This window comes from Paenibacillus qinlingensis, from assembly GCF_013204845.1.
Classification (GTDB): Bacteria; Bacillota; Bacilli; order Paenibacillales; family NBRC-103111; genus Paenibacillus_E; species Paenibacillus_E qinlingensis.
Genome location: NZ_JABMKY010000001.1, coordinates 742234 through 755814 on the forward strand (window position 1 = coordinate 742234; position 13581 = coordinate 755814).

Consider the following 13581-nt stretch of genomic DNA (forward strand, 5'->3'; position numbering starts at 1 on the left):
CATATAGGCAAAAGCCATCATACGGATTTTCCGCATGACGGCTTCAGTTGTGATCGCAAACACTCCTGCTTAATAAGCTTGGATATCATCTACATAAATCGTACTGCTGCCTGTTCCGCCAGAACCTTGGTTAACATATAAGTTAAACTCTGAGATTGAACTCAAATCCTTCGTCCCATTGCCTCCTGAATACCAAGGCGGATGTTGGAAAGCTGTGAACGGGAGTTGAATCGTTCCGCTTGTTGTGCTAGATAGCGTATACGTGGTTTCCCATGGCTCGCCGTTCGGTTCTTTGAATTGAATGGTTAAGGTACGGTTCGACCCATCTGGCTTCAGCCACAATTGGATACCCGTTTTACCCGACCAGTTCTGACTAATACTATGCACAACGCCTGCAAAGTTAGGCGTCCCCATGGTGTACGCTAGCTTCAAGCCGTAGGATCCTTGCGATTTATTCGTCCCGTCTAACGTTGGTGTAATCGCGTTCCCATCCGTGTTACGCACATATGCAGCAAGCACGCTTGGATTGGAGCCACCGTAACTCTCGTAATTATCGATAATAACTGTCGTTGGCGGTGGCGGAGTTGAGCCATTGCCTAAGCTAATGGAATCTACATAGATGGTGCCGCTGCCATCTGCGCCCGAACCTTTATTGATATATAGATTGCTTTCCCCGATGGAGCCTAAATCAATAACACCATTTCCTCCACTATACCAACCTGGGTGCTGGAAGCTCGTGAATGGAATGGACAACGTCGTTGCAGTCGTACCGGCAAGGGTATAATACGTTTCCCATAGTTCACCGTTAGTTTCCTTAAATTGAATCGTTAATGTACGATTCGAACCATCTGGTTTCACCCATAGATTAAAGCTTGTGTTCCCCGTCCAATTCGCATTGCCGAGCGTGTGTACGGCACCTGCATAACTGGTCGTTGCGTTGACTGTATAGACGATTTTGGCGCCATAAGCACCTGCATCCTTTGTCGTTGCTTCACGAGTCATTGTGAATGTGTTGCCACTTGCATTTTTCACATATGCGGCTTGAAGTGCTGCATCGGAAGCATATCCATCGAAATTATCAACCGTCGATGTTGGTGCTGGAAGTGCTACCGTCGTGAACGCGATTCCTGAATTGGACGCATTCGTTGAGCCAGTACTATTAACTGCGGTTACCTTCCAATAGTAGGTTTTGTTATTAGTGAGTACACTTGAAGGTGTGTAGCTTGTGCTTGTAAGTCCGCTTACATTGATGACAGGATTCGAATACGACGTATTATCAGCAACGACCAGTGTGTAGGTAGCTGCATTAGTGGCGGTACCCCAAGTAAACGAAGGTGTCACGTTCACACTTGTTGCTCCGCTAGCTGGAGCAGATTGCGTAAAGCTTCCCGGTGCTTGCAATTGTGTACCAGAAATTGCATACACCGCTGAATAGGCACCAGCAGTGCCGGATAAGTTATGTCCTTTGACCCGGTACCAAGTTGCTGCACCTGCCGTGGAACCTGTATCCGTCCATGGGGTTTGATTATCCGTGACGCATTGATTACATGCGACAGTCCAAGGTCCACTGCTGCCTGCCGTGGAGCGTTCGACCGTGTATGTATCTGATGGCACAGAACCACGCCAGTTCAATACATATTTACCACCGGAGGTTGTGGAACCGGTAATCGTAGGTGCACCAGGAATGCCATGAGCAGGCGGTGTTGTGATACCTCTCATTTTGTAAGCATGATTCCTCATTTGCTGTGCTTGCGTACGCATGAAGGTTGTGTCACCTGGATAGTGGACTGTATAGCCATCCGGATGCTGCACATAACCATAATTATCGTTGTGGCCAAATAGCGCCCAGTACATGTCACCTGCAATCACACTATCATTCTCAATGGCTGTATGGAAAGCGGCCAAGGTGCCGAATTGCTCGCTTTTCCAATCGTACTCGCCGACAAACATGACTTTCCCAGCATTTCTAACTTTATTCGCTTGTGTCTGGAGAACAGGGACGGATAATCCTTTATTCCCCCATGTATAGAAATGGTCTGAATACATATCAATGCTCGAAATCGTCAAATGGGCATCCGCAATTCCATAATTTCCATCTGCTACTAAGTGATTCGCATCCTGCTGTTTCAAGTAATCTGCAATTTGCTGTGTCCAATTTTTCAACTGTGTCGGATTGTCGTACCAGCCTAACTCGTTACCTGTCTCCCATGCGAGAATCGTCGGGTCATTCTTGTAGGCAACTCCCGTATATGTGTTCACCCGATTTAACATGACACTTAGATGTTGTTTAAACGCTGTAATAATATTCGCATCACTGAAAAACTCGTACCCTGTATAAATGACGCCATCATCTGGATACCCGTACCATTTGGTCCACGTTTTCTTACCGCCATGGTAGTAATTGTACATATCAATGACCGGTAAGATGAGTCGGATGCCTTGATCTCCTGCGGCTTTAATGGCATAATCCACCTTCTGCCAAGCTGCCTCGTTATAATTGCCAAGTGTAGGCATAATACATTTGGCACAACCAAATGAGTTGACCAAGTGTGAGCGTACAACAGTTGCCCCCATTTCTTTGGCGGTTGCGAGTGCGTCATCTACTCGAAAATTCGTTGGAAAATCAATCGTACCATTCGTTGGTACATTCTCATCCAAGCCCAGCCAATAAATGTTCGCTGAACTGAACCGAAATGGCTGTCCATCCAGCTGCAACTGATTTCCCGATCGTGTTACATAGCCCGTCACAGCAGCCTCAGCCGCAGGCGGTGTATAAATCATCCCCCACAGCAGTAAGAGCGGCAAAACCCAAGCCAGAAGAATTGTCCTGCTCCTATTGCTTAATGAACCTGTGTACATCACTATCACCCCAGTCATCTTATTTCGAGGCACTGTAAGCGCCTACAAATTAAGTATACGCTGTTTAATCCGAGATTGAATTGGACTCAGCATCAAAAACTTGACCTTAAACTGGAATCTACATCCACACTAACCCTACTCTACTCTCAAACCCTAACTAGCTAATTCTTACTCATCGGTCCCCCCTACACGCTCACCAACTACACACATCCACACTAACCCTACTCTACTCTCAAACCCCAACTAGCTAATTTTACTCGTCGGTCCCCCACGCAATGCTACGAGGCACTCTACGCAAATTAACTGGAAAACCTACAGCTAATCTAGCGGAATTAATAGGAAAATTTGATTTAGATGGAAAATATGTAGTTAATTCTACTTGAATTGATCAATCCGGCAGGAAAGACTAAATTTAACTGTATAAAATCCATCTAACGTCCCATTAGACTGTATTCCAAGGAAATTAGCTGGAGGAAATCCATTTATTCGCGGCCGCTCCCCTAACCCCCACAAGAAAAAAACACCAGACCGTGTCGGGTGCCTCACACTGGGATGCCCCAGTCTCTTCTATGCTTTCTACTATCGCTTAGTGCTTCAATCTTCTTCTCGCTTCGAGCTCCTGCTTTAGTGCTTTTTCCACCATCTCGGCCATCATGTCGAACTTCTCAGCAACCGTGTAAGGCGACAAAGTCCCGCAGTGCGAACAACGCTGCATATGGAGTTCTGTGGGTTTGGAGCACGATTTGCAAGTAATCATGAGATGTTGTCCCCTTTGTGTAAATAAGATACATCTATTATACACTTCTGGCACACATCACACACCTTTAGTTCGAACGAAAGGTTCGCGGTGAGCTTCCGTATTTCTGCTTGAACGCTCTTTCAAAATGCGTTAATGTATTGAATCCTGATGCAAAGCAAATTTCAGTAATCGGAATATCCGAAGCTTGGAGAAGTGATTTGGCAAATTGCAAGCGCAATCCTTGCAAGTAGATTTGGAACGAAATGCCTGTCATTTTATGAAAAACGAGACTAAAATAATTCGGCGCCAATCCAGCTTGCTTTGCAGCATCTTCCAAACGAAGTTCTTCCCGAAAATGATGATGCATATACACAAGCGCTCGCTGTAGTGTTGAGGATGGAGACGGCGTGACCGGCAACTCTAGTTGATCTTTCCGATCATGGTAATTTCGAAATAAATACAAAAGGATTCGCTCAAAAGCTCCTTTGATCAAAATAGAATGTCCTGGCCTCTTCATTTGAACCTCATCACGAATCAGTTGAAACTCAGACTCTATAATCTCATGATGCGTTTCGTTCAGATCTACCATATATTCCGTCACTTGCCCAAACATGAATTCCCGCAGTTCTTGATCGAGCAAATCCTCATCGAATACTAGATTATACAGCTCCATAGGTTCATTCGGATACGAATAGACTTCGTGGAAATCGGCGGGAGTTAACAGAAACAAGCTGCCTTTGCGCAGCTCATGCTCTGTTCCATTCACTATATTCATACCTCTGCCTCGAACTACTAAGCAAAGCTCATAAAATTCATGCCAATGTAACTCGTGACGCTCATTAATATACTGAAAGTAAATCTGAAAGGAGGAGGCAGGTTGAATAAATTGTTCATTCGTTAGTCTCACCGGTTGTTTCTTCATCCTCGTCCTCCTCCTTTCTAATTTTGTATATCATAAGATTTCGCTGATCTCAGTCAAAATTCCTGCTACTCTACATTCGCATATTTATTTCCAGCTAGATCTTTGCCGCGAGCGAGCCATACTTTGTGATTTGGATTTTTATCTTCAAAAATCTTTGTATCTGTTGAGAAATAACGCATGGTATAGCCGCAGCGACGGAATTCACTCTTGTTGGGATCAGCACCGTGAATGATGCGTGAATCATGAAGGGAACATTGACCTTTTTGCAACTCAAAGTGAACAGCTGTCGACGTATCTATATTTTTGATTTGCGTACTGAAGAGATTCTTGGCGCCATCTACATTCTCATATTCGGAAAATCCATTGGAGTGCGTACCTGGAATGACTTGCATACACCCATTTTCCTTCGTACTGTTATCAATAGCCAACCATACGGTAATAATGTTATCGAAGTTGCTGACACGGCCTTTCCAATAAGCAGAATCCTCATGCCAAGGCGTTGCTCTCCCAACAAACGGATCCTTGCAAATAAAATGGGAAGACCACAGACCAATGTTAGGTCCGATAATTGGCTCAACGAGATCCAACACATCATCGGATAATAAGAAGTTCAATAAGCGATCCTCACGGAAATGCGGCGTGTCTAACTCATCAGACAGTTTGCTGCCTTTTTGCTTCAACTGATCCTCAAATACTTCCGTTAACTCGGCTAATTTTTCAGCGGAGAATAACTGTTTATCATACAGAAAATACCCATTCTTCTTATAAAATGCAACTTCTTCTTGCGTTAATTTACTCATCTTGAACCCTCCTGAAGGTGTGATCTTATCTACACACTAACTATATCCTGAAATAGGATCTGGGGGCTTATCGTAAGCTTAGAAGAAGTTAGCGTATCTTCAGGTTCTTAACAATTTCACACTCAGCACCAGAATGCAAGCAACAGCACTGCGAAGCGAACGATTTCTTAAGAGATGTTTACTGCCTCGACTAGCCAACTTTTGAACGAAAGAACCAGTTTCAAAACCCTTTGGTTTCGTTTTCCAACGCATACAACCATTTGGTTTCATTTTCGTCATATACAACCATTTGGTTCCATGTCAATTCCTTTTTTCTGTAAAAAGGTATGCGGAAGTCTAATCGATTTTCATGAAGTTCCACTCTTGTACATATCAACCATTCACCTAATGACATATGCATAGAATTAGATAAACCTAATTTGGTTTATGTGAGGTGATCATTCGTATTCACAGCAGTGCAAAGTTGTACAGAAATGGCGCACAACAGTAAGTATGCAGCAGTTGTCAATGTATTAGAACGTACAATTCACTTTAAAATACGTGATGGAGTGATGGTGGTGGAAAATTATCAAATCGTTCCCTGGATCAATGACGTCTTGGAGCCAGGTATCGTAGCTAACATGTATGTTCCTCCTGGGTTAGAAATGTTGGCACGAGAAGTTATGGTACATTATGACTTTCAAGTCAATGATATGCTCTTAATTACCTCAAAGCCAGATAAAGGCGGAGCTATTTGGAAAATCAGCACAAGTAAGGGCAATCTCAGCATTAAATGTTTGCACAGGCGGCCTAGAAGAAGTCTTTTCAGCGTTGGAGCTCAAGCGTATATGTCCGGTTTAGGTCACCGAGTTCCGTCTTTCATCCCTACAAAGGAAGGACATTACTACGTTGAAGCAGGCGGCAAGCTCTGGATCGTTACAGACTGGATCGAACCGCTGGTGCCGGTATCCAAAGTCGACCTAGAAGGCGCTTCACAGTTGTGCTTCGGCTTAGGGGAGTTCCACAAAAACTCCAAAGGCTATGTACCACCTAGTGGTTCGGAGAAATCCTCGCGAATCTACGGCTGGGGCAAATACTATGAAAAAATAATTGCCAAAATAGGCTGGTTTCAGGATATTGCCCTCGCCTACTCTGAAACTGCAGCAAGCGCAAGTTTACTTGCCGTCATTGAGGAATTCAAGCGGCAGGCAAACGATATGTATCTCCGTTTCCAAAATTCCCCATACAATGCCATGTTAGCCAAGGGTGAACCTCACTGGGGACTTGCCCATCAAGATTTCGGATGGTCAAACGGCCAAATGGGTCCTGGTGGCATCTGGGTTATCGACTTAGACGGCGTTTCCTACGATCTGCCTATTCGAGATCTACGGAAGTTAATTACTAGTACCATGGACGATATGGGCGTGTGGGATCTAACATGGATTCGCGGCATGATCGAAGCCTATCATCGAGCTAACCCGCTTGACCAAGAAACGTTCGAAATTTTGTGGATCGATATGGCTTTTCCTAATGAATTCTATAAGCATGTCAAAGAAATCGTGTTTAATCCGCAATTATTCCTTGATACCGAACTTGCGTCGATCCTTCAAAGAGTAATGACTACAGAAGCAAGCAAATGGCAAGCATTAACCGAGCTCGAAAAAGATAAGGCAAATTACCCTGTCGGCGACTACTCGTCGGACTACGTCAAACCGTCTATCCAACGTCCGTCTGTTATACTGCCAGGAGATATATTAACACCTATTTACTCCGAAATGCCCGTTACGCCAATCACACCAACTTCGCCTTCTGTTGAAGAGATCTTGCCAATACCACTTGTGCAAGAGCCAGTTTATGCTGAGTTACCTGTAATAGAGGAGCCAGTTTATGCTGAGTTACCTGTAGTAGAGGAGCCAGTTCATGCTGAGTTACCTGTAGTTGAGGAGCCAGTTCATGCTGAGTTACCTGTAGTTGAGGAGCCCGTTCATGCTGAGTTGCCTGTAGTTGAGGAGCCCGTTCATGCTGAGTTACCTGTAGTTGAGGAGCCCGTTCATGCTGAGTTACCTGTAGTAGAGGAACCTGTCTATGCCAAGAAACCGGTGGTTGAGGAACCTGTCTATGCCAAGAAACCGGTGGTTGAGGAACCTGTCTATGCCAAGAAACCGGTGGTTGAGGAACCTGTCTATGCCAAGAAACCGGTGGTTGAGGAAGCCATCCTTGTACCTTATACGCCAACGCCAACACCAGAGTCCGTTTCGGTTCCGGTTACACTAGAGCCTCTGCATGCGGAAGAACCTGCTGCTATAACCGTACCATCAATGCCAGCACTCGTTCAAATCCCAGCTCGAGGGCAAAAGCGATTTAAACTTCGCGTTCCAAGAAAGCGGCGCGCTTTGAGAAAGACTAGAATCATCAAGAAAACCCGTTATCTGAAACGCAGAAAATTAAGAAGACTCACCAAATGGAAGCGCGTCACAGCTGTTAAGATCATCTGGGGTTATAGAAAATGGCATGCCAAGAAAAAAGTGAAGCCTGTATTCCGTTCTCGGAAAAAATCAATGAAACGTAAACTAGGACTTAAGAAACCAGTTACACGTGTATTGAAGCCAACGAAGAATAAAATACAACAATCCCATCCGATTAAGAAAGTACCACCACCGTGGAAAAAAAGGCAGATTCCACCTCGAAAAAGGACTGCCTGAGAAAGGAAGCTGTTAACTCGTGAACATTCTGATGATTTGTACGGAAAAGCTGCCTGTCCCCAACATTCGAGGGGGAGCTATTCAAACCTATATTGACGGTGTGGCTTCGCTACTAAGTAAACATCACAGAATTACCATTTTAGGAAGATCGGACCCTGCTTTACCAAACGATGAAATTACGAATGGTATCCACTATGTTCGTGTGGAATCACATGGTCTACTTGAAGCATACGCTGCAGGGGTTATCCAATTTCTACAACATACACCGGAACATTTTGATATTATTCAAATTTTCAACCGCCCTTTACTAGTGCTTCCTGTTAGGGAAGTTGCACCTACATCACGGATTATTCTAAGTATGCATAACGACATGTTCAATCCCTATAAGATCGATTCTATAGAGGGGAATAAAGTTATCGACCAAACTGAGCGTATTATCACCATTAGTCAGTATATCGGAACGGCTATCTGTGATTACTATCCTCATGCTGCGGATAAAATTAAATCCATTTACTCCGGTGTCGATTTAAATCGCTTTGCTCCTTGGATGGAGTCAGAGAGTGCAAGACGTGATCGAGAGAGCCTTAGAGCAGAACACAACCTCTCCAATAAGAAAGTCATTTTGTTTGTCGGGAGGCTAACTCGCAATAAAGGTCCCCATGTGTTGGTGCGTGCCATGTCTCAAATCAACCATTCTGATGCTGTACTCGTTGTTGTCGGTGGTGCCTGGTTCAGCGATAACTCCGTTAGTGACTATATCGCTTACGTCAGAGCACTTGCTGTGCGCTCACCTCTGCCCGTCATAACAACCGGCTATGTTCAAGCGCAAGATGTTCACCGCTGGTTCTGTGCAGGAGATGTCTTTGTTTGTACATCTATCTGGCAGGAGCCGTTGGCACGTGTGCATTATGAAGCCATGGCCGCTGGGTTACCCTTCCTTACAACAGCTAGAGGTGGCAATCCAGAGATTGTTAAGAATAATAACGGATTACTCATTAATAACCCGGAAGACCCGAGCGAATATGCACAAAAACTAAATTCGTTGTTATCTGATATGAATCATGCAAGACATATGGGACTTAACGGACGAAGATTGGCAGAACAAAACTTCCCGTGGGAACGCGTTGCTCAGGAAATTCTTGCCGTTTGGGAACATAGATAAGAATAACCATGCAGATTTCTAGTTAACTTACTGGCTGTCCCACAAGTAGATACTTCTACTTAGGGACAGCCCATTTTAATTGCCAGGAGACTCACAACAAGACTTCTTAACTAGTGATCCTGTTTTTGCAGGAAAAACCCCTTCTGCGAGTATGGATCCTCTGCGAAACTAGCAGAAGCCATAACAAGAGTAAGAGGTTTCCCATTGAAATGATTCAAGCAAATAATAAACATTCTACTTACTTGATCAAATCTCTTTGTTCTAATTTACATGAAACTTATGCATCTTATGCTTCTTCGTCTTCGTCGTCTTCGTCGTCATCGTCGTCATCATCGTCATCGTCATCGTCATCGTCTTCTTCGTCTTCATCGTCTGACTCTTCTTCGCTTACAGCAGACACAGTAGCTTCTTCGTCTTCTTCATCTTCGTCGTCATCATCATCATCGTTGTCTGATTCTTCGTCTGACTCTTCATCTTCATCATCATCGTCGTCTGATTCTTCGTTTGATTCTTCATCTTCTTCATCGTCTTCGTCATCTTCTGAACCAAACGCCATCTTAGTACCATCAGCCAATTCCAACTCAACCTCATCGACTTCTGACCAGTTAATGCCAGTTCTTAAATCACTGATTTCAGACAAATCAACCTTGTCTTTGTCACCGTTCTCAAATTCCAATGAGAGCTCTGTCACTTCAGGATGCGCTTTTAAATAACTGAGTAATTGTTCCAAACTTTCCAAATAAATCATTCCCCTCGCCATAAATTAGAAACTTTAGTGTCTCCATGTATACTATGATTTTTCCTACTTCATGCTTAGGCTCTTGATAGAGTAGATTGGCGGATTATGTTTGTCCGCTAGAAGATTTTCCATAAACCGTATACATATCAGCTTATTTTCCCTGTGAATAGCCCTAACATTTCATAATTCTTCATCATAAATTAATAATGTCTTCATATAGACAAGGAGGTAAAAGCTTATGAAAGGATTAATTCTCTGTGCAGGCAAAGGTACTAGACTCCAACCTTTTACCAATATAAAACCTAAAGGTCTGCTTCCAGTGGCGAATAAACCCTTAATTCATTACGGTATTGAAAAGCTAGTGGAATTAGGCATCGACGAGATCGGAATTGTCATTCGGCCCAACCTTCATACCATGTTTTTGGAAGAAGTAGGTGCTGGCGAAAGGTGGAATGTAAACATCACATATATTTTTCAAATTAATCCTTTGGGTATCTCAGATGCTGTGAAACACACCGAAACTTTCATGGACAATCAACCCTTCCTCCTTCTTCTTGGGGATAATTTGATTACCCAAGATCTTCATGGCTTATGTCACGCAATCACACATGAGAACCATGATGCAGCCATTCTTCTAAGAAAAGTGACGAATCCAAAGCAATTTGGAATTGCCGAAGTTAATAAAGATCGCATTATTGGTCTGGAAGAAAAGCCTTCAGAGCCCAAGTCAGATCTTGCGGTTCTGGGGAGTTATGCGTTTAAACCAAGTATATTTAAAGCTGTGCATGCGATTAGCCCCTCCGCCAGAGGCGAATACGAAATTACAGATGCCATTCAATGGCTGATTCATCACCAATATTCGGTTACCTATCAAACGACAGATAAAAATTTCTCCGATGTTGGAACTATGGAAGGCTGGCTGGAAGCGAATAGGTGGATGCTGAAACAGTTAGAGGAGGAAGGTTCGTTAACGACTCCAACAGATTATCTTGGAACTACGATCATCCCACCTGTATGCATCCACCCTAGCGCTGAATTGATTAATTGTGTCATTGGACCTTATGTGACAATTGGACCCAATGTTAGACTTGAAAGTTGTACATTAGAGAACAGCATTTTGCTAGAGTACGCCATTCTTAATCCTAACCACTATCCAATGACGAACTCGATTATCAGTCCACAGTCGGTGTTCGTGCAAGAAGACGGAGGGTCAGGAAAATGAACATTTTAATTATGGGTATGGGGTATGTAGGCGTCACAACTGGATTGGTATTCGCAGAACTCGGCTGGCAAGTTACGGGGTTAGATACGGATACAATAAAAATTCATGCATTGTCAGAGGGTAAATTATCCTTCTATGAACCAGGACTGGACCTGTTATTAGAAAAACATATTGCATCTGGTAAAATCAATTTTATTTCCTCTCCAGAGAAGGGAATTCGTGAGAATAACATCATTTTCATATGTGTTGGTACCCCTTCTGATAAAGATGGAAGCGCTGATCTTCAAGCTGTTCGTGGGGCAGCCCAAAGTATTGGCACTTACATGGATGACTATAAAATTATTACTGTGAAAAGCACAGTTCCTATAGACACAAATCGTAAATTAGTCGAGTGGGTCAAAGAATCTCAAATTCACCCCCACCCCTTCGATGTTGTATCTAACCCCGAATTCCTTCGGGAAGGCAGTGCCTTGTTTGATTCACTGAATCCAGACCGTATTATTATTGGAAGCGATAGTGAGCAAGCTGCAACCGTCATACAATCCTTATATGACAGCATAAAAGCCCCTACTTTTGTGACCAAACCTCGAACAGCGGAATTGATCAAATATGCATCGAATGCTTTCTTGGCAACTAAAATTTCCTATGTCAATGAATTAGCCAGACTCTGCGAATCGTTAGAGGTCAATGTCACTGATGTCACCAAAGGAATGGGCTTGGACCAGCGGATAGGCCCTCATTTTCTAAAAGCCGGGATCGGTTATGGCGGATCATGCTTCCCCAAAGACAGCATGGCACTCTTATATACGGCGAAAGAGCAACATGTGGAGTTGAGTATCCTTGAACAAGTTGTTGCTGTCAACAACTCGCAGTCTTCACACTTTTTGAACATATGGGAAGAAAAGCTAGGTGGATTCAGAGGTAAAACCATTGCGATTCTTGGCATTTCATTTAAACCGAATACGGATGATTTGAGGGAAGCGCCTGCACTAGCCATCATTCAACAATTACAGCTTAAACAAGTAAACCTCAGAATACACGATCCCATTGCCAAGTTGCCTGAAGCTCTTCGCTCTACTATGGTTCAACAATTCGAGACGCTTGAAATCACATTGCAGCAGTGCGACGCAGTCATCCTTTGTTCGGAATGGAAAGATTATCGAGAAGCAGATTGGCAGCAGTTAAAAGCGCTTATGAAAGATTATTATATTTTTGATGGAAGAAACACACTGATCGGCAAAGAAATGACCAAGCTAGGCTATGCTTACTATGGCATTGGAAATAGATAATCGCTCTAAGATGGGAGGTTAAAAGAAATGAAAATACTCGTCACAGGAGCAGCTGGTTTTATCGGATCTCATCTTTGTGAGAAACTTCTCCAAGATCCACGCAACGAAGTCATTGGTTTGGATGCTCTGGTTCAGAAATCTCCAACCCCTATTGAAGTTAGAGAATATAATCTACGTTATTTGCTTTCTCATGATCGATTCACTTTCACGAACCAGAATCTGATGCAAGTTGCGTGGGAGGAGATTCTTCCTGGTATAGATATTGTCTACCACTTGGCCGGGATGCCTGGCGTGCGTTCGAGCTGGGGGGAGGATTTCAAAACCTACGTCACCAATAACATCGAAGCTACCCAACGGCTGCTAGAAGGCTGTCGTACTTATCCAGTGAGTAAAATCGTGTACGCATCGACATCCTCCGTATATGGCGAAAAAACGAATCAAGTGAATGAGGACGCTACGACAGTGCCACTCTCGCCATACGGGGTCACTAAACTGACTGGAGAGCAGCTCTGTAAGGTTTATGCTACGAAAGATGAACTACCTATCGTTATTTTGCGATTCTTCACGGTGTACGGTCCTAGACAGCGTCCTGACATGGCATTTCATCGCTTCATCCAACATATTCGTCACAATAAGCCTATCCCTATTAACGGTGATGGACTCCAAACGCGCGACTTCACATTCGTTGGCGACTGTGTAGAAGCCATTGCAGCAACAGCCCATGCAGCGAATATCATTGGCGAAACCATCAATATCGGAGGCAAAGAACGTGCCTCTGTACTTGATTGCATCGCCATTCTTGAGGATCTTTTTGAGCGAAAAATAGACAGGCAATTTCTTGGCAAGGCTTCCGGAGAGCCTCGTCATACCTGGGCAGATATTAGCAAGGCGCAATCACTGCTCGGCTATCAACCGACAACCGATTTACGGACTGGACTACAAGCCGAAATCATGGATTTATCTCAAACTCCTTATTTATAAGATGTTACACCATGACAACTAACTGGATTTTCTACACTTGCCCATTTGTAGAAGCATCCAGTTTTTTTGTTGTCCTCGGTTTCACTCGAGTTTGCCGGTTTTGCCGTGTTATTAAGATGAAAACTTTACTTTCTATTCTGCTCACCTTGTTTTCTCTAGTGACTACTACACAAATTCGAAATTTGGA

10 protein-coding genes are annotated in these 13581 nt (G+C 43.7%); 5 read left to right on the top strand and 5 right to left on the bottom strand.

Features of this window, described 5'->3' with window-relative positions; all coding sequences use genetic code 11:
* Positions 1-69: 69 nt before the first annotated feature.
* From HQN88_RS03490 to HQN88_RS03505, 4 genes are all read right to left on the bottom strand, one after another.
* Complete coding sequence (locus HQN88_RS03490) at positions 70-2859, bottom strand: carbohydrate binding domain-containing protein (RefSeq protein WP_173108815.1); 2790 nt, start codon at positions 2857-2859, stop codon at positions 70-72.
* 586 nt (positions 2860-3445) lie between these two features.
* Positions 3446-3616: a hypothetical protein gene (locus HQN88_RS03495; protein ID WP_173108816.1), complete on the bottom strand. Its 171-nt coding sequence runs from the start codon at positions 3614-3616 to the stop codon at positions 3446-3448.
* Between the two features lie 67 nt (positions 3617-3683).
* Entirely contained in the window at positions 3684-4520 is an 837-nt protein-coding gene (locus HQN88_RS03500; protein WP_173108817.1) for an AraC family transcriptional regulator, read from the bottom strand.
* 65 nt (positions 4521-4585) lie between these two features.
* A complete protein-coding gene (locus HQN88_RS03505) occupies positions 4586-5320 on the bottom strand; it encodes a phytanoyl-CoA dioxygenase family protein (protein WP_173108818.1) in 735 nt (244 codons plus the stop codon).
* A 557-nt stretch (positions 5321-5877) separates the two neighbouring features.
* On the opposite strand from HQN88_RS03505, the gene HQN88_RS37280 reads away from it, so the two are divergent.
* Both HQN88_RS37280 and HQN88_RS03515 read left to right on the top strand, forming a co-directional pair.
* Positions 5878-8001: a CotS family spore coat protein gene (locus tag HQN88_RS37280; RefSeq protein ID WP_338118522.1), complete on the top strand. Its 2124-nt coding sequence runs from the start codon at positions 5878-5880 to the stop codon at positions 7999-8001.
* Positions 8002-8020: 19 nt separating this feature from the next.
* On the top strand, positions 8021-9163 hold the full coding sequence (locus HQN88_RS03515) for a glycosyltransferase family 4 protein (RefSeq protein WP_173108819.1): 1143 nt from the start codon (positions 8021-8023) through the stop codon (positions 9161-9163).
* A gap of 286 nt (positions 9164-9449) precedes the next feature.
* Here the strand turns inward: HQN88_RS03515 and HQN88_RS03520 are convergent, their stop codons facing one another.
* Positions 9450-9902, bottom strand: coding sequence for a hypothetical protein (locus HQN88_RS03520; protein ID WP_173108820.1), 453 nt, complete (start codon positions 9900-9902; stop codon positions 9450-9452).
* A gap of 238 nt (positions 9903-10140) precedes the next feature.
* Between HQN88_RS03520 and HQN88_RS03525 the strand changes: the two genes are divergently transcribed.
* From HQN88_RS03525 to HQN88_RS03535, 3 genes are read left to right on the top strand one after another with little or no spacing between them, the layout of a single operon-like run.
* Entirely contained in the window at positions 10141-11124 is a 984-nt protein-coding gene (locus tag HQN88_RS03525) for a sugar phosphate nucleotidyltransferase (protein WP_173108821.1), read from the top strand.
* Positions 11121-12413, top strand: coding sequence for a UDP-glucose dehydrogenase family protein (locus HQN88_RS03530; RefSeq protein ID WP_173108822.1), 1293 nt, complete (start codon positions 11121-11123; stop codon positions 12411-12413). Before HQN88_RS03525 ends, HQN88_RS03530 begins: the two co-directional genes overlap by 4 nt.
* A 27-nt stretch (positions 12414-12440) precedes the next feature.
* A complete protein-coding gene (locus HQN88_RS03535; protein WP_173108823.1) occupies positions 12441-13394 on the top strand; it encodes an NAD-dependent epimerase/dehydratase family protein in 954 nt (317 codons plus the stop codon).
* The last annotated feature ends 187 nt before the right edge of the window (positions 13395-13581 follow it).